General features: G+C 37.1%; 22 protein-coding genes. 13 read left to right on the top strand and 9 right to left on the bottom strand.

Going from position 1 to position 17,000, the window contains the following annotated elements; genetic code table 11:
* The first annotated feature begins 25 nt into the window (after positions 1 to 25).
* Together QMD21_02400 and nadC are read left to right on the top strand one after the other, a co-directional pair.
* Positions 26 to 625 (top strand): RlmE family RNA methyltransferase, encoded by a 600-nt coding sequence (locus QMD21_02400; GenBank protein ID MDI6855622.1) that lies wholly within the window; start codon positions 26 to 28, stop codon positions 623 to 625.
* 171 nt (positions 626 to 796) lie between these two features.
* The gene (gene nadC / locus QMD21_02405; GenBank protein MDI6855623.1) at positions 797 to 1,600 is read left to right on the top strand and encodes a carboxylating nicotinate-nucleotide diphosphorylase; all 804 of its coding nucleotides are present in this window, start codon (positions 797 to 799) and stop codon (positions 1,598 to 1,600) included.
* On the opposite strand, the gene QMD21_02410 is transcribed toward nadC, so the two are convergent.
* The 3 genes from QMD21_02410 to QMD21_02420 form a co-directional block, all read right to left on the bottom strand.
* Positions 1,597 to 1,809: a hypothetical protein gene (locus tag QMD21_02410; GenBank protein MDI6855624.1), complete on the bottom strand. Its 213-nt coding sequence runs from the start codon at positions 1,807 to 1,809 to the stop codon at positions 1,597 to 1,599. The genes nadC and QMD21_02410 overlap by 4 nt on opposite strands.
* A gap of 104 nt (positions 1,810 to 1,913) precedes the next feature.
* Positions 1,914 to 2,825, bottom strand: coding sequence for a M48 family metalloprotease (locus QMD21_02415; protein MDI6855625.1), 912 nt, complete (start codon positions 2,823 to 2,825; stop codon positions 1,914 to 1,916).
* On the bottom strand, positions 2,788 to 3,804 hold the full coding sequence (locus QMD21_02420) for a UbiA family prenyltransferase (GenBank protein ID MDI6855626.1): 1,017 nt from the start codon (positions 3,802 to 3,804) through the stop codon (positions 2,788 to 2,790). The genes QMD21_02415 and QMD21_02420 overlap by 38 nt, the downstream gene beginning before the upstream one ends.
* 53 nt (positions 3,805 to 3,857) lie before the next feature.
* Between QMD21_02420 and mptA the strand changes: the two genes are divergently transcribed.
* The 6 genes from mptA to QMD21_02450 are packed head-to-tail and all read left to right on the top strand — an operon-like array spanning position 3,858 to position 7,884.
* A complete protein-coding gene (gene mptA / locus QMD21_02425) occupies positions 3,858 to 4,712 on the top strand; it encodes a GTP cyclohydrolase MptA (GenBank protein ID MDI6855627.1) in 855 nt (284 codons plus the stop codon).
* 7 nt (positions 4,713 to 4,719) lie between these two features.
* Positions 4,720 to 5,214 carry a hypothetical protein gene (locus tag QMD21_02430; GenBank protein ID MDI6855628.1) on the top strand — a complete coding sequence of 165 codons (495 nt, stop codon included), beginning with the start codon at positions 4,720 to 4,722 and terminating at the stop codon, positions 5,212 to 5,214.
* Positions 5,211 to 5,624, top strand: a complete 414-nt coding sequence (locus QMD21_02435) for an archease (GenBank protein ID MDI6855629.1) — start codon at positions 5,211 to 5,213, stop codon at positions 5,622 to 5,624. The genes QMD21_02430 and QMD21_02435 overlap by 4 nt, the downstream gene beginning before the upstream one ends.
* 5 nt (positions 5,625 to 5,629) lie before the next feature.
* On the top strand, positions 5,630 to 7,384 hold the full coding sequence (locus QMD21_02440) for an ATP-dependent DNA ligase (protein ID MDI6855630.1): 1,755 nt from the start codon (positions 5,630 to 5,632) through the stop codon (positions 7,382 to 7,384).
* Positions 7,385 to 7,429: 45 nt separating this feature from the next.
* A complete protein-coding gene (locus QMD21_02445) occupies positions 7,430 to 7,654 on the top strand; it encodes a hypothetical protein (protein ID MDI6855631.1) in 225 nt (74 codons plus the stop codon).
* Positions 7,655 to 7,668: 14 nt separating this feature from the next.
* Positions 7,669 to 7,884 (top strand): hypothetical protein, encoded by a 216-nt coding sequence (locus QMD21_02450; protein MDI6855632.1) that lies wholly within the window; start codon positions 7,669 to 7,671, stop codon positions 7,882 to 7,884.
* A 236-nt stretch (positions 7,885 to 8,120) separates the two neighbouring features.
* Here QMD21_02450 and QMD21_02455 read toward each other — a convergent pair whose 3' ends face one another.
* From QMD21_02455 to QMD21_02465, 3 genes are read right to left on the bottom strand one after another with little or no spacing between them, the layout of a single operon-like run.
* Positions 8,121 to 8,249 (bottom strand): 4Fe-4S binding protein, encoded by a 129-nt coding sequence (locus QMD21_02455; GenBank protein ID MDI6855633.1) that lies wholly within the window; start codon positions 8,247 to 8,249, stop codon positions 8,121 to 8,123.
* The gene (locus tag QMD21_02460) at positions 8,246 to 9,163 is read right to left on the bottom strand and encodes a carbohydrate kinase family protein (protein ID MDI6855634.1); all 918 of its coding nucleotides are present in this window, start codon (positions 9,161 to 9,163) and stop codon (positions 8,246 to 8,248) included. The genes QMD21_02455 and QMD21_02460 overlap by 4 nt, the downstream gene beginning before the upstream one ends.
* A gap of 3 nt (positions 9,164 to 9,166) precedes the next feature.
* Positions 9,167 to 10,159 carry a hypothetical protein gene (locus QMD21_02465; protein ID MDI6855635.1) on the bottom strand — a complete coding sequence of 331 codons (993 nt, stop codon included), beginning with the start codon at positions 10,157 to 10,159 and terminating at the stop codon, positions 9,167 to 9,169.
* 106 nt (positions 10,160 to 10,265) lie between these two features.
* Here QMD21_02465 and fni point away from each other — a divergent pair, with 106 nt between their 5' ends.
* Together fni and QMD21_02475 are read left to right on the top strand one after the other, a co-directional pair.
* Positions 10,266 to 11,315, top strand: a complete 1,050-nt coding sequence (gene fni / locus QMD21_02470; GenBank protein ID MDI6855636.1) for a type 2 isopentenyl-diphosphate Delta-isomerase — start codon at positions 10,266 to 10,268, stop codon at positions 11,313 to 11,315.
* A complete protein-coding gene (locus QMD21_02475) occupies positions 11,308 to 12,039 on the top strand; it encodes a thymidylate synthase (protein MDI6855637.1) in 732 nt (243 codons plus the stop codon). The genes fni and QMD21_02475 overlap by 8 nt, the downstream gene beginning before the upstream one ends.
* An 87-nt stretch (positions 12,040 to 12,126) precedes the next feature.
* Here the strand turns inward: QMD21_02475 and QMD21_02480 are convergent, their stop codons facing one another.
* Entirely contained in the window at positions 12,127 to 13,413 is a 1,287-nt protein-coding gene (locus tag QMD21_02480; protein MDI6855638.1) for an adenylosuccinate synthase, read from the bottom strand.
* A gap of 78 nt (positions 13,414 to 13,491) precedes the next feature.
* Between QMD21_02480 and QMD21_02485 the strand changes: the two genes are divergently transcribed.
* Complete coding sequence (locus QMD21_02485) at positions 13,492 to 14,292, top strand: FKBP-type peptidyl-prolyl cis-trans isomerase (GenBank protein ID MDI6855639.1); 801 nt, start codon at positions 13,492 to 13,494, stop codon at positions 14,290 to 14,292.
* Positions 14,293 to 14,294: 2 nt separating this feature from the next.
* Positions 14,295 to 14,594 (top strand): hypothetical protein, encoded by a 300-nt coding sequence (locus QMD21_02490; protein MDI6855640.1) that lies wholly within the window; start codon positions 14,295 to 14,297, stop codon positions 14,592 to 14,594.
* Between the two features lie 18 nt (positions 14,595 to 14,612).
* Here QMD21_02490 and gap read toward each other — a convergent pair whose 3' ends face one another.
* Positions 14,613 to 15,614, bottom strand: coding sequence for a type I glyceraldehyde-3-phosphate dehydrogenase (gap, locus tag QMD21_02495; GenBank protein MDI6855641.1), 1,002 nt, complete (start codon positions 15,612 to 15,614; stop codon positions 14,613 to 14,615).
* A gap of 69 nt (positions 15,615 to 15,683) precedes the next feature.
* Between gap and QMD21_02500 the strand changes: the two genes are divergently transcribed.
* Positions 15,684 to 16,340, top strand: a complete 657-nt coding sequence (locus tag QMD21_02500) for a glycosyltransferase family 2 protein (GenBank protein MDI6855642.1) — start codon at positions 15,684 to 15,686, stop codon at positions 16,338 to 16,340.
* On the opposite strand, the gene QMD21_02505 is transcribed toward QMD21_02500, so the two are convergent.
* Positions 16,333 to 16,827, bottom strand: coding sequence for an amino acid-binding ACT domain protein (locus QMD21_02505; GenBank protein MDI6855643.1), 495 nt, complete (start codon positions 16,825 to 16,827; stop codon positions 16,333 to 16,335). The two genes, QMD21_02500 and QMD21_02505, sit on opposite strands and share 8 nt — an antisense overlap.
* Positions 16,828 to 17,000: the final 173 nt, after the last annotated feature.

Below are 17,000 nucleotides of genomic sequence, written 5' to 3' on the forward strand. Positions count from 1 at the left end.
GTGTAGAATTTAATTATTTTTAGTAATGAGGGCAAGATGGCTTAGAGAGCGCAAAAGGGATTACTATTATAAAAAAGCGAAGCGTGAGGGATATAGGAGCAGAGCTGCTTACAAGCTCCTGCAGATTAATGAAAAGTACAAAGTAATAAAAGAAGGTAATGTAGTAATAGATCTAGGTGCAGCCCCCGGTGGCTGGAGTCAGGTGGCTAAAGAGTTTGTAGGCTCGAATGGGTTTGTGCTTGGAATAGATTTGAAAGAAATAGTACCTGTTGAAGGCGTAGAATTCATAAAAGGCGATATAACGCAAAAAGAAGTTATAGATAGTGTACTTGCATTTAGGAGAAGAGCTGATGTGGTAATCGCAGACTTAAGCCCTAGCATGTCAGGAACTTATTCTGTAGACCATATGCGCTCAGTCCATTTATGCGATTGCGCTCTAAGCTTCGCAGAAAAGATTTTAGAGCCTAAAGGCAATTTTGTGACTAAAATTTTCCAAGGCGAACTGCTAAAGGATTATATTAATAAACTAAAATCTAAATTTGAATTTGTGAAAATTTATGTTCCTGAAGCCAAGCGTAAAAGGAGTTCCGAAGTTTATCTAGTAGCGAAAGGATTTAAAGGCTAACTGTTCATCCAAGTCGTCGGTTGAGATACATAAACAAAATAACCGCTTCCAGATTCTACTACGAAATTACTAACATCTGCTGAATGAATTATAAATTGCTTTTTACACTATAAGACTACATAGGTGAAAATATATATCTTGAATTCTATATTTTATACGCAGGTTAAGGTTATGAAACTCAGAAAATTTTTAGAAGAAGATGTTGGCAAAGGTGATATAACCTCAGAAGCTCTGTTGAGCAATGAAAGAATAAGTGCGATAATTATTGCAAACGAACCTTGTGTACTTGCTGGCTTAGAAGAAGCTAAAAAATTACTTGAACTTGTAAATGTAGAAGTGAGATCTAAGTTCAGAGATGGCATGGTGGTTAAAAAAGGAAGCGCTGTCTTAGAATTTGAAGGTCTTGCAAAAGATATTTTAGCTGCTGAAAGAACAGCGCTCAATTTCTTAATGCGTATGTCAGGAATTGCAACTTTAACCAAAGCGCTAATTGATAAATGTAAGAAGATAAATCCAAATTTAATAATTGCAGGCACTAGGAAAACCACCCCAGGATTTAGATTTTATGAAAAGAAAGCTATACAGCTTGGAGGCGGTTGGGCGCATAGATACGGACTTTATGATAGAATTTTGGTTAAAGGAACTCATTTAAGAATTGTCGGAAGCGTTAGTGAGTGCATTAAACGTGCTAAGAAGCTGAGAAAAGAGATTGAGATAGAAGTGGAAAATATTGGGCAAGCTATTGAGGCTGCTAAATGCAATGCAGATATAATAATGCTTGACAACTTTTCACCAAGCAATGCAAGAAAAGCTTCAGAGGCAATAAGAAAAATAGATAAAAAAATCAAGATAGAAATTTCAGGTGGAATAACACCAAAGAACATTTTCAAGTATGCTACGTATGCGGATATTATTTCTTTAGGAATGTTAACGCATTCTGTGAGAGCTATTGGGTTCTCGATCAGAATTATTTAGTATCCGTACATTCTATAGACATCGTATCCTACAGCCACAAACAGCAAAATACCAAAAAATATTATCACATAGCCAAGAGAGGAATTACCGAGCAGAGTCATTATCCCGACATATAGTAATACTACCGCAACGAAAGCAACTAGTATCATTCCTGCAGTTGCTAATTTAAATCTGCGCCATTGGAGTCTCATTCTCTTTTTCTCTACCATAAAAACAAAAATAATCAGAAAGAGTAATAAAACTATTCCTCGCGCACTATTTTCATTTCATACACTTCAGAAGGTAACAGAGAGATGTAAAAATAAATAATTTCTTAGAACACCATCTCCCTAAGTCTCCTTATCCTTTCTTTTATCGGCGGATGCGTTGAAAAAATCGCAGAAAATCCGCTACCTCTAAAAGGATTGACTATGAAAAGTGACGAAGATGCAGGATTGCCGTACTGTAAAGGTCTTCTTCTATTGCCTGCTTCTAGCTTTTCAAGTGCGTTAGCCAGAGCCCATGGCTTCATTATGGTCTTTGCACCCACATAGTCAGCTTTATATTCTCTACCTCTTGAAATGGCAAGCTGGATGAGGATTGCAGCAATAGGCGCTGTAATTGCAGCTGCAAGCAAAATTAGAGGATTGACTTCTCTTCTACCGCGCCCAAAGAACATACTAAACCATACTGTACGAGCAATAATAGCAATAGCTCCTGCAATAGTAGCTGCTACGGTCATCACAAGTATATCCCTATCCTTTATATGAGCCATTTCATGCGCAACAACGCCTTCTAACTCTTCATCACTCAGCACATCAAGCATACCAGTTGTGCAAGCCACAACTGCTCTTTTAGGATTTCTGCCTGTAGCAAAAGCGTTGGGAGTATCAGTCTTCATAATACCTACCTTGGGCTTTGGTAAGTTTGCCTTTAGAGCAATATTGCTTACAATCTTATGCAGCTTAGGTTGCTCAGCCTCAGAAACTATTTTCACTCTATAGCAACGAAGCACAATTTTATCAGAGAAGAAATAAGCAAAAGCATTCATCAAGCCTGCAAGCACTAAAAATATACTTGTGCCTAAGAGCCAGTTTCCTTCAATAAAGTAACCCCCGAGCAAATAGCCTATAACTGCAAACAGCGCAAACATCAGCATAAACAGTGCTAATGTTCTAGCTCTTCCAGCCATTGCAATATAAATAATATTATTTTGGTATATAAAACCTTCTGAATTTAAACTCACATTTTTTCTGCACTAAAGAGCCAATCAAATAGCCGAGAATAAGGTAGATTATTAGAAAGCCAATCCAGGTTATGCCTACCTTTCCATAAATAACAGAATAAACTAAAATCCCTGTAAGAGTCACGTCAAGCAGTATTGTTTTACGATGCTCTATAGGCTTTGAGAGCGTTGCGAAACGGTAGAGAATAAATGTTTGGGAAGGGATAGCGTAAATTAAAAGGAATATTAGATAGCGATAATCTTTGCATTCTAAAAAAGCTAAGAAACAGAAAAGGAGAAACAATGATTTCAAGCCAATTCCATAACCAAGATAATGCTGCCCTGGTCTTTCGCAACTCCTCACTCCTAATGCTACTGCAAAACTTTTTACTCCAGCTTTTCTATCAGCCTCGACATCTTTAAGACCATTTTCCCACTGCGCGAAAGCAGTAGTTGCGAAAATAGTTACTCCTATAAAGAGCCAAGTGTAAATTGTGGGCATGCCGCCAACTGCAAAAACGCCAAAGAGGACACAAAAGCTGTAAGAAGCTGAGAAACTCAAATCGTAAGAAAAAAGGTAGAATTTACCTTTCCAGCCGTACCAGATAAGCCAGAAGAAAGCGAGCAGAGCGGTTATCAGGGTGAGAATGATAAATGGATAATTGTAGTTCGGTATGAAAAAGAACAGAATAATAAGTAAAAAACCAACTGCGCTACCGCACCATACATATCTTAAAGCCTCTCTCTCGCTGAGCTCTCCTGAAATTATAGGGTTGCGCTCGGGCAAATAGGTGTAAGCATCTAATTTTACATCGTTTTTTGCAATGTATGTATTGAGAGTTGTATGTAGAAAGCAAGCTATTAAGGTAAAATAAACTATATGGTACCATTGGACAACAGCACTTGAGCTTAAAGCTCCGCATATTGCAACGCTAGCAGTTACAGTAATGCCCTGCGCTCTGCCAATGTCAGCAAATATTCTGATTTTAGAAATTATCATATTCAACCGATAGTAATAAATCTACGTAACCATTTATTTATTTATTGATAGTAATGGCTGTCGACGTACAAAACAAAGTTCCCGCACTAAGATTCAAGCTTACAAGAGTAGGTATTAGAGGAGTAAGAAAGCCTGTGTTTGTGGAAAGAGGTGGTAAATTGACTACTTTAGCTGCTAATATAGATGTTTTTGTAGATTTGCCTGCTTCTAAAAAGGGTGTGCACATGTCTAGAAATATAGAGGCGGTAAACGAAATTTTAGATAGAAGTATAGAGAAGCCTGTAAAAGGAGTGGAGAATCTATGCGCAAATATCGCTAAGCAGCTTCTTAGCAAGCATGATTATGCAAATAGAAGTGAAGTGAGAATGGAAGCTGAATATTTTTTAGAGTGCAAAACTCCTTCAGGTGCTCTGAGCACTGAGAATTATACATTAATAGGGAGAGCTGTTGCAGAAAGAGGCAAGGAAGTAAAGAAAGCGATTGGCGTGGAAGTTACAGGTATGAGCGCATGCCCCTGTGCAATTGAGGCTGTAAGAGAGCTACTGCCTAAGCGCAAATATCCTGTAATTACTCACAACCAAAGAAATGTTTCTAGATTGATAATAGAAGTTCCTGAGGAATATGACATAGAGGCAAATGACTTAATAAGATTGGTAGAAAGCTCTATGAGCTCACCTACTTACGAGCTTTTAAAGAAGAGGGACGAGGCTAAAATTGTGCTTCAAGCGCATCGCAATCCTAAATTTGTAGAAGATATTGTTAGAGATATATTAGCTAAAATTTTGAAAAATTACAGTTACTTGCCTGACGATGTTGTAGTAGAGTTAAGAAGCGAAAGTGAAGAGAGCATTCACAAGCATAATGCTTTTGCAGAAAGAATCACAACTCTAGGAGAGTTAAGGAAGTAGGAAAAAAATGGAGCGCGCTAAAATTGCAATTATCTTAATAATTCTAGGCTACGTTATTTCCCTTTTTATAGGCTTAGCATCATGGCTAATAATATTTGGAATCATCTTGATGGTATTTACCAGAAACGACTACACATACCTTCACAAAAGATGCGTGCTTTTTAGTATATGCTTTTTCATAGCGCTGCTTGGGATTACTGCAATGCTTATTTATCACTCGCCTTATTCGCCAGATGCTGAGTTTATTGCTCGTTTTATAAGCTCTTACGGCTTGATTCTAGTGCTCGTAACTTTGGTGTATGGACTTGAAACTACGATGGGCAGAAATTTATGCTTCGCTACTATATTCAGCTCTTTTCTAGCGCATGGCTTGCTCTTTGTGAGTTACTATGCTATGAATATTTTTAATTTTATAGCGCAAATTTTGATTCTTATAATTTATTTTATTGCCTATAAAAATGTAGCTACTCTCAAAGCTCAGATTGCTAAACAAGAAGAATGAAGAAATATTCCTTTATAGAGCATACTGCTGATATAGCAATAAGAGCCTACGGTAAAAATTTAGATCAATGCTTTGAGAACGCAGCTTTCGCTATGTTCGATATAATTTCGGATACTAAAAAAGTGAAAACTACTGGTGAGTATAAAATAGAGCTTAAAGCTGAGAGCTTAGAGCAATTACTCGTAGATTGGCTTTCTAAACTACTTTATCTACATGACTCAAATAATTTTCTATTTGGTAAATTTAGAGTTGCACTAGATAAGGAGAGAAAAAATTTAAGAGCTCAAGTCTGGGGCGAGAAGTTTGATCGCAACAGGCATTTTGTAGGTAAGGAAATAAAAGCAGTAACCTATCATATGCTGGAAGTAAACGAAAAAGATTGCTACGTGCAGGTTTTGTTCGATATCTGAAAGCTATGCTCTATTCTGAAATAGTTGGAGTTTACGAGAGAATAGAAGCTACTACTAAAAGGCTAGAAATGACAGACTATTTAGTTGAGCTTTTCAAATCAACCCCTAGCGAGATTATAGATAAAGTTGTATATCTTACCCAAGGCAAGCTCTATCCAGACTATGTTAATATCGAGCTTGGCGTCGGTGAAAAGCTCTGTTTAAAAGCGCTTGCATTTGCATCAGGTATAAATGAGAAGGAGCTTGAAAAAATCTGGAAAAAGACTGGCGATTTGGGTACTGCTGCATTTGAAACCATAGCTAAGAGGCATCAAACTGCGCTTTTCTTCACACCTTTAACTGTAACAAGAGTTTATAACAATTTTGAAAAAATAGCTAAAGCTACTGGCTCAGGAGCTCAAGAGCTCAAAATAAAGCTTATTGCAGAACTGCTACACGACTCAGAGCCTAAAGAAGCCAAGTACATTATACGAAGCGTATTGGGCAAGCTCAGATTGGGAATCGCAGATATGACTATTTTAGATGCACTTGCAATTGCATTTGCAGATAAAAAAGAGCGTGAAGAGCTTGAACGCGCATACAATATATGCTCTGATTTAGGCACCGTAGCAAAGATTGTGGCTGAGAAAGGCGTTGAAGATGTGAAAAAAGTTAGTATTAAAATAGGTGTACCTGTGAGAATGATGCTTGCAGAAAGGCTGACCTCGGTAAAGGAAATTATAGAGAAGCTCGGAAGAGCTGTTTACGAGTACAAATACGATGGGCTAAGAATCCAAGCTCATATTGATGGCAAAAAAATATCGCTTTTTTCTAGGCATTTGGAAAATATTACTGCGCAATTTCCTGATCTTCAACAATCTTTAAAAGTTTCTTTCAAATCTGAGAATGGAATAGTGGAAGGTGAATGCGTGCCTGTAAATATCAATACCAACGAGCTATTACCTTTTCAAGAAGTAGCTCATAGAAGAGGTAGGAAGTATGAAGTTAAGGAAGCAAGCGCTGACTATCCAGTAGTTCTGTTCCTGTTCGATTGTTTATATGAGAATGGCAAAGATTTAACAAAAGAAAGTTATTTAGCAAGGCGAAAAATACTGGAAAAAATAATAACGCCCTCAGAGCAAATAAGATTTGCAGAATATCTTATTACAGACAAGATTGAAGAAATAGATGATTTTTTCTGTAAAGCAGTTGAAGCTGGTTGCGAAGGTCTTGTAGCTAAATCTATAAAAGAGGATTCTTTTTATAGAGCTGGTGCTAGAGGATGGCAGTGGATAAAATACAAGCGCGATTACAAATCTGAAATGGTAGATACTGTAGATTTAGTTGCGGTTGGCGCATTCGTAGGCAAAGGTCGTAGAGCAGGTACTTATGGCGCTTTGTTGATGGGTTGCTATAACAAAGAAAAAGATGTCTTAGAGACTGTATGCAAATTAGCTTCAGGGTTCGATGATGAAACGTTATTTAAACTTCCTGAAATGTTCAAAGATTCTGTAATTAGCAAGCCTCATGCAAGAGTTAGCTCTCAGATAAAAGCCGATTACTGGTTTGTACCGAAATATGTATTAGAAGTCTTGGGCGCAGAAATAACCTTAAGTCCTGTTCATACATGCGCATATAATGCGGTAAGGAAAGGCTCTGGACTTGCAATTAGATTCCCTAGATTTACAGGTAAATTGCGCAAAGATAAAGCGCCAGAAGATGCAACTACATCGAAAGAAATTGAAGAAATGTATAAGAAGCAGCTGAAGAAAGCTGGGTAAGACAGACAAAGCTTAACTTATCAGAAAGCTATTATAAGATTAAGTATGGAACTTCCAGAAGGTTATAACGAGAGCACTCTCTGCAAAATACTAGAAAGAGCGAAAACAGACGTTGAAAAAGAATACGGAGCAGTGATTATCACACATTACCTGCGTGAAAAGCTGCTGAGTTACGCACATTACATTGCAAAAAATTACAATTCTCAGTTTGCTTATGAAGAGCTGAAAAGGGAAATAATAACTTTCATCAAGAGCGGCGGGAGATTGTAGGAATGGGTAAATGATTGTGGAAAGAAAAAAGGAATGCAAGTGGGGCTGGAAAGGAAGATATACACTCCTCTGTCCCTTTTGCTGGGTCTGCAAGAACAAAGAAAAATGCAGGGCTGGAGAAAGTTGTAAATTCTGTGGGAAGTGATGGGTATGCCACTGAAAGATGCGGTAGAAGAAATAGTAAAGAGTGTAATGCAGAACGTGTAGCAGGAAAATTGAGAAAAGGCTGAGCGCAGTCATTGATGAAAGGCTGTCTAAGGTAAAGAGCGAAATTATAGAGCTTGCCAAAGAGAGAGTTATAGAAGCTGTTGTTGCAGACCTTGCTGACAGAAAGCCTGCAGAAAAGCCATTTGCTTTGACAAAAATAGACGTTCTGGGGCACGAAGTGGAGTATCGTGCCAGGTATAAGAGCAGGTCTCGTAGATATTTTCGGTAAGAGAAAAGAGCGTGAGGGAGAAGTTTTACTTTACCCACTCAGCGCCTCTACTTGCGCATAGACCTGTCTATCTGTGAAATTGTTCATTTTAATTGAGGATGAAGGGCAAGCAGAGCTGCAGCTACCGCAGCCTTCGCACAGAGCTTCATTTACAGTCATAACTTTTTGCTCAGTAAAAATTTCTTAATTTCTTTTTTACTAGGCAATCCTTCTCTTGCGCCAAATTTAGAGATACAAAAACTTGCAACTATATTTCCTAATTTACCGCATTCTTCTAAACATTTTCGTTTCAGATATCCATAAAGAAAGCCTGCTGCAAAGGCATCTCCAGCACCTGTAAGGTCTAGAACTTTTGTTTTTATTGCTTTGATATGATGTTTTCCGGTAGCTTCAGCGATATAACAGCCTTTTTCGCCTAATGTTACAACAACTGTTTTGCAGCCTGAGCTGATAATTTTATCACAGCCATCCAAGTAATTTTTACGAGTAAGCATTTTTAGCTCTTCATAATTTAAGAAAATAATACTGCATTTTGAGATTATAGGTAGCAAACATTTAAGACCCAACCTTGTGTATAGCGCCCCTGGCGCGAAACTTATTTCTAAGTTAGGTAATTTTTCTACAATCTTTTTTTGTAGCTCAAACTGCTTTAAGTTTGCAAATGAAGTTAAGTGAAGAAGTTTCGCGTTTTTGATATAATTTAGATTTATATGACTTAAAAAGTTGTTCGCTCTAGGTAAAATATACAAAGCTCTTCTTCCAGACCTATCTACAAGTGCTAATGCAAGGCCTGTTCTCTTATTCTCTAAAATTTTAATACCTTTCACACATACTCCAACCGAATTGAAATTCCGGATTATTTCTCTACCTTCCATATCTTTACCCAAACAGCCGACAAAACCTGTTTTTAATCCTAACTTAGCTAACCCGTAGATAGTATTAGCTGCAGAACCTCCTGGCAAATAGTGCTCTTCATCAGCGCAAATTTCGTCTTCTTTCGCTAAAATTCTATCGACTTTAAGTAAGAGGTCGTAATTTAGCGCACCTATGCCAATAACATCTATTTTTTTCATACACTATCCTAGCTTACCAGCTTCGCCTCTAACTATTTTACGAATATTTTTATGAATTTTGATTATTTCATCAAGCTTTTTTTTATTGCCTAAGTAATGGTAGTAAGGAAGCTCTATAGAGCTCTTTTCAAGCTCTTTAGCAAGGCTCACTACCTCTTTTCTACCTTTTTTCTCCCAACTCGTAAGTAAGGGAAGTAAGTGAAAAATATTTGTAGAAGCAACTGCGACTGTACCATATGGTATTGCGTATTCATTGCCATTGAATACAATTGCCAGTCCTTTGTTTTCATTAATAAATTTGAGCATTTTGAAATCTGTAATAGAATCGCCTACAACTACAATTTCATCAAACTTCTTTTTGGCACTGTCAACTATTTTTTTGACTGCCTCAACCTTCCTTTCGCCACCTATAACGAGAGTATTTTTTATTATTTTGCCCAAAGGCGTTTCCAGTAAATCTTTGAAAAAGAAGCTATCAAGTATTGATTTTATTTTCTCGTCTTTCTCAAACTCTGGCGGATGAAGTGCAAGTATCTTGTTCTCAATATCACTAACCAAAGAAAAATCTTCATTCTCAAATTCTTTTAAATAGCTATCAATTGGAAATTTTGTGCATACAGTATTCTCTTTTGGTATTCCTATCTTGCTACCTATATTATAGGCATGCTGCTCGTAAGATGTAGAAATTATATAGCAATTCCAGCCTTTTGAGCACAAATTTTCAACTAATTCTTTAGCACCTTCAATAACAACTGCTTTTTCAGAAATTTTTTTTATGTCAGCACTTGAAATTTTATGATAAACTAAAAAAGGCGCTATTAGTGCTAGAGTATCGCCTGGCTCATAATTTTTCCTTTTTTCTAAAGTTAGCAAATCATCATAGCGCGAGATAACCTCGAAAATTTTATATCCATTTTTTAGCAATCCCATAACCTCATATGCATTATCCTGCGGCGAAAGAGGGCCCTCAAGATCGAAAAAGATTAGCTTATGCATTTGCTAACTTCTTTTATGAGCTTCTTTGATATTATATTTTATGACTTTTATCTCTGCCGTAAAATATATTATAAAGCCTGCTTTTAACTTATTTTCAGATAAAAAAATGATTGCAAAACGAAAGGAGGAGCATGTAAGGATATGCTTAAAAGAAGAAGTGCGTTCTAAAATAAATTATCTTGATTTTGTGAGTTTAGTTCATTGCTCCTTACCTGAGCTCAACAAATCAGAAATAAATTGCTCTTCAAAAATTTTCAACTGCAAGTTAAATGCGCCTATTATTGTTACTGCAATTACAGGTGGTTATCCGCAAGCTGAAAAAATAAATAATAATTTAGCACAAGCTTGCGAAAAGTTAGGAATAGGATTTGGAGTTGGGAGTGAAAGAATAGCGCTAGAACAAAAGCTTGCAAGAAAAAGTTTTGAACTTGTAAAAAATTATAATATTCCTTTTGTCATTGCAAATATAGGCGCACCGCAACTCATAGACCAGAAAAAATCTAAAGCTTTAAGTTTTGGTGAAGTACAAAGGATAGTAGAGCTTGTAGACGCAAACTGTTTAGCAATACATCTGAACTTTTTGCAAGAGGTAGTGCAAAATGCCGATACAAACTCAAAAAATTGCTTGAAAGCAATTGAAAGAATTGTTAATGAGTTGCGCTTGCCAGTAATTTTAAAAGAGACTGGCGCTGGAATTTCTTACGAGCTTGCAAAAGAGCTAAAAAAACTTAATGTTGGTGTAGATGTTGCAGGTTTAGGAGGTACTAGCTTCGCAGCTGTAGAATATTATCGTGCTAAAACAGAAATTCAGAAAAGGCTAGGCAAGACTTTCTGGAATTGGGGGGTACCAACGCCTGTTGCTATTCTAAATTGTAAAAAAGCAGGTATAAAGCCGATAATAGGGAGCGGAGGCATAAGAAACGGATTAGATGGTGCAAAAGCTCTTGCTTTGGGAAGCGATGCTTTTGGACTAGCATTGCCTTTGCTTAGATGTGCAGCTAAAAGTGCAAGAAGCGTAGTTGAAGAGCTAAATATTATTATTGAGGAGCTTAAGGCAACGATGTTTTTAGTAGGAGCTGAGAATATAAAAGAATTAAAAGGAAAAAAGGTGATTTTAGAACATCCAGTTAGAGACTATCTGTGGGAAAATGACTGAGCAAAGTTTAGAAATTGTTTTTATTAAAGCATTCGATTTGCCTGACGCTTGGTATCAGTGCTTGGAACGAATTGTTGAGATTGGTTATGAGTATAAAGTTGACCGTGGGAGCTACTCTGGGCAGAGAAGAAAAGAATTTGATTTTGTTGTAGTTCAAATTACCAATCCTAGCAATAGGCCGTTAGTCCCTACTATTCCTGAGGGACTAGGGCTACCGCCGCCTACCTCAATGGATTACGTTGAGAAATATATAGAATATTTGATTACAGATTACAAAAAGCTCGGTGAAGATTACACTTACGGAGAGAGACTTGTAAATGCGAAGGTCAAACTCGATATTGAGTTCGAGGGCAAAAGGATCAAAGGCGAATTTCCGTACAGCTTCAATCAGATTGACGAAGCAATTGAGATGCTAAAAGCAACGCCTGGGACAAACCAAGCTCTTCTGCAAATAGGACAGTGTTCAGATATGAAGTTAAGCGATCCGCCTTGTTTGCGGCACATAGATCTACGAATAAGGTATGGCAAACTGCATTTTCTGCCTTATTTCCGCTCATGGGACCTCGTAGGTGGATTTCCTGCAAACCTAGCTGCGCTTCAACTTCTCAAAGAATATATGGCAAAAGAGATCGGGGTAGAGGATGGCGAGATAATTGCGCAGTCGAAAGGACTGCATATCTATGAGCATTACTGGGACTATGCTAAAATAAGGACTTATAAATAAATATCAGCCCTTCTTTTTTAATAATGTTTTTTATCGCTCGTGAAGTTTCATTCGTTCTCAAATTCCATGTCAGTAATAACCAGTTGCTTACCGTTTAATCATTATACTCTCTTCTCTTGCAGCCCCTATCGATACAAATTCAACTGGTACTTTTAAATTCGTTGAAATAAAATTAAGATAATTCTTGAGATTCTTTGGCAAAGCTTCAAACCCTTTTTCTATAGCTTCTTTTTTATCAAACTCTTCCCAGCCTTCAAGCTCATCATATTGCGGCGAGCATTGCTCTAAAATACTAGCAGTTGATTGGAAACTATCAATAATCTTATTTTTGTATTTGTATGAACTGCAAATTTTTAAATTCTGCAAGCCACTAAGCACATCTATTTTTGTTATTGCTAAACTTGTGAATCCATTTATTAGGCAGGCATATTTTAGAGCTACTAAATCAAGCCATCCGCATCTTCTTGGTCTGCCTGTGGTTGTGCCGTACTCAGCACCCCTTTCTCTTATTCTATTACCTATTTCGTCTTTAAGCTCTGTAGGAAAAGGTCCTGAGCCAACTCTTGTAGTATATGCCTTGAGAACACCAATTACTTTTGTAATTTTTGCTGGCGATATTCCAGAGCCCGTGCACGCATTACCAGCAGTAGTATTTGAAGAGGTAGTATAAGGATAAGTACCGTGATCTATATCGAGCAAAGTGCCCTGCGCACCTTCAAGTAAAATATTTTTGTCTTTTTCAAGCGCTTCTGCAATGATCTGGGAAGTATCTGCAATGTAGCGCTGGAGATTTCTACCATACTCTAAATATTCTTTAAGAATAGCTTCTTTTGAAAGTTTTTTCTTGCTACCTAGCGCATTGATTATTTTCTGCTTGACTTCTATAATATATGCCAATTTATCCGAGAGTGTTTGCTCCTCCAGCAGGTCTGCCATCCTTATTCCCAAACGTGCAATTTTATCTGAGTAGCAAGGTCCTATGCCTCTTTTAGTAGTACCTAAACTTTTTTTACCCTTGCTCGCTTCTTCAAGCTCGTCAATTATTTTATGATAAGGCATTATTACATTTGATTTATCACTTATTATTAGATTGTCTACTTTGAAACCTTTTTCTTTTAATCTTTTAATTTCTTCAATCAGCACTTCGGGGTCTACAACTACGCCATTGCCAATAATAGAAATTTTATCTGGTCGAAGAATACCTGAAGGTAGAAGATGGAACTTGAATTTCTCAGTTCCTACAATAACTGTATGACCTGCGTTAGTACCGCCTTGAAATCTAATAATAAAATCTGCATTCTCTGCATAGTAATCTGTAACCTTACCTTTTCCCTCATCGCCCCATTGCGCTCCTATAATTGCAGTTACACTCATAAAATCAGAAATGGAAATATTACGAAATAAAGCTACCGTTGAATTTATAACTTGAAAATGATATTCTGATAACGAAAAATGCCTAAAAAGCTATTGGTTATAATAATCTTAATAATCGTTATTGCCTCAGCAGTTACTGCTTATTGGGTTAGCAGGAGGGCAAAGGAACAAGTTTTGAAGGTTGGGGAAGGCGATTTTGTGACTGTGAATTACACTATATGGCTGAACGACACCGGAGCCTTATTCAGTACAAGCACCGTGAGTTTTACAGTTGGTTTTGGCGCTAATATTGAGGGTGTAATCCTTAAGAAGTTCGATTCAGAGGTTTTGAACTTGACGGCAGGCGAAACTATAGAGTTTGTTTTAGAGCCTTGGGATGCGTTTGGTAATTGGAGCTGGGAGAGTGTAAGGAATATTTCAGCCTTAGAAAAAATACAGAAATTTGAAGTTGTAAAGAGGTCTGAGTTTGAAGCTAGCTGCCCTGAGGAAAAAGATAATATTGGCGAGGGTGTGGTATTCACTCACTGGGTTTGGAACTGGAACTCTACAATAGTAGGTGTGGAAGGAGACAACATTACTATAGAGCATTTGGTAGGTACTCCTGCACAGAACACAAGTTATATAGGACTTGTAATTCAGTCCACTAAATACGACTGGAATTCTACAGTGATTAATATAACTGGCGATAAAATTTTATTAAGGCACAATGCAGTTGAAGGCATGAGCACGAGAGTTGTAGGCAAAGGTAAAGTTTTGAATATTACAAATGAAACAGCTTTAGAAAATCAAGAAATAGTTGTAGATTTGAATCATGAATTAGTTGGCAAAACATTGAAATTTAGGGTCACAATTGTAGATATTAAAAAGAAAGGTGGCTGAAAATGGTATACGGTGTATTTAGAGTAGAGAAAGATAAAATAGTAAAAATAGATGATGTGCTTAAAGACGAACTTGTTAGCAAGCAGAGTATTGCTGTAAGAGACGCTCAAGGATTAGGTATAAACAAAGATTTTAGATATGTTTTAATTGAAGGTAGTAACGAGGCTCTAAAAAAAGCTGAAGAACTTTTTAAAGGGATTGGTGAGAAGGAGAAGGAGCAAGAAGCCGAGAAAATATACAATAAAATTAAAGAGCAAGAGGATCATATAGCTGAAGGGGTTGGGTTCGTGTTTGGAGAATGAATCGAGATTTTTTCGTTTTTAGAGCCCCTTCTTTGATATATAATCTGCAAGGTCAACTAACCTATAAGAGTAACCAAGCTCGTTATCGTACCAAGCTATAACTTTAACTAAACTGCCTGTAACCATAGTTGAGGGCGCATCTACAACTGCAGAATGTTTGTTGCCTTTAAAATCTATAGATACTAAAGGTTCATCCACAACTTCAAGTATGCCTTTGAGACTGCCTTTCGCAGCTTCCCTAAAAGCGCTATTTACCTCATCAGAATTAGTCTCTCGGCCAACTACTGCAACCAAATCCACTGCTGAGACCGTTGGAGTGGGTACTCGAACAGCGAGTCCGTCGAACTTACCTTTTAGCTCAGGTATTACAACACCAATAGCTTTTGCCGCTCCTGTGGTTGTTGGAATTAGCGATAGTGCAGCAGCTCTGGCTCTTCTTAAATCGTTATGAGGCGCATCTAACACTCTCTGATCCATTGTATAGGCATGTACTGTGGTCATCAATGCTCTGACTATACCAAATTTATCGTTAAGAACTTTAGCTACAGGCGCTAGGCAGTTCGTAGTGCATGAAGCATTTGAAATAACAAAATGCTTTTTAGGATCGTATTTATTTTCATTTACGCCAATAACAATTGTGACATCCTCGTTTTTCGCAGGCGCTGATATAATTACTTTCTTTGCGCCTGCTTTTAAATGAGCTCTAGCTTTATCTGCTTCTGTGAACAAGCCCGTAGACTCTATTACAATATCAACTCCCAAATTTTTCCAAGGTAGTAGCGCAGGGTCTTTTTGTGCAAATGCTTTTATTTCTTTACCATTGACTACAATTGCGTTCTCAGTACTCTTTACCTCGCCATCAAAAATTCCGTAAATAGAGTCGTATTTAAACAAATGCGCAAGTGTTTTTGCATTTGTAATATCGTTTACAGCAACAACCTCTATGTTTTTATTTTCTAAAGCAGCTCTTAGAGTAAGTCTTCCTATTCTACCGAACCCGTTTATTCCAACTTTTACCAATTCTAATCACCTAAAATAATATAGGAGTTAAGCAAATTTTAAGTTTTCGTAGCTCTTATATAGAAAAAAATGAAAATCTCAGTTATCATTCCTACGATCAATGAGGAGGATTCTATAGGGCAGGTAATAGATGAGATACCTTTAGATGCCGAAATAATAGTAGTGGATAGCAACTCTAAAGATAGAACTGTAGAAATTGCTAGGAGCAAAGGAGCTAAAGTGCTAAACGAGCCAAGACTTGGCTATGGAAGAGCTTATAAAACAGGTTTTGAAAATGCAACTGGCGAAATAATTGTAGCTCTAGATGGTGATCTAACTTACCCTGCATATAAAATTAAAGATTTTATTGATCTTTTAGAAAAAGAAAATTTAGATTTTATTACTTGCGATAGAATTACAAATCTTGGGAAAGGAGTGATGAGCAGAAAGCATAGATTTGGAAATTTTGTTTTGAATTTATGTACTCGTCTGTTATTCAGGATAAAAATAAAAGATACTCAGTCAGGAATGTGGATTTTCAAAAGAGAAATTCTCCCGAAGTTGAAATTGACAAGTGATGAGATGGCTTTTTCTGAGGAGCTAAAAATAGAAGCTTGGCGTAAGGGCTTTAAGTGCAAAGAAGTACCAATTGAGTATAGAGTAAGAAAAGGAGAGGCAAAAATACTCTCTTGGAAACATGGTATCGGTAATTTAATATTTCTGTTCAAAAAATTTTTCGCTAAATGATAATATTTTCCACACCGTCAATCTCGCGTATTGCTAGAATAGCATTTCCAGGAATTTTTGTATCTGTTATTATATACAATCTACCTCTGCTCCATTGAGGGTCTTCTCCAATTGCTTGTCTTATGTTAACGTTATGCCGCCCGAGCTCGGATGCAATCTTGCCCAACAGTCCTGGTTTTTTTGTATTTGACAGAACTATCTCTAACATATCCCAGCCCATAACAGGAGCTACGTTTTTTAAAGTGCATGTAGGCTCCAACATTTTAAAAATTTCTGCTAGTTTAGTATCTGAAGCAATTGTTTCTATTGTGCTCGACACTGTGCGTCTATCCACGCTCAAAGCTCTTGCTAAAGCAGTACTTGCTATCTCAATATCTTTGCAGTATATTTTACTATTTTTCACACTCAACCCTAAATTTATTAATGCTTTAGCAACTTTTTCCTGAGCAGGATATTTTTTGAAATATTTTTGTACACACTCCCACATAAATATTACTTCTCTATTTTCATTGTACATTAATGTACGGCAATATATGATTTTTGGTACGATTTTTGTATTTCAGCGCGGAGGGAGGGATTACCGGAAGCTTTCCTCTTTTCTTTTTTCTTTCCCTGAAGCCCTTTTCTTTTTAGAAAAAAGAAAAGCCCTTCACGGGAAAA

Source organism: Candidatus Thermoplasmatota archaeon, assembly GCA_030018475.1.
Lineage (GTDB): Archaea > Thermoplasmatota > JASEFT01 > JASEFT01 > JASEFT01 > JASEFT01.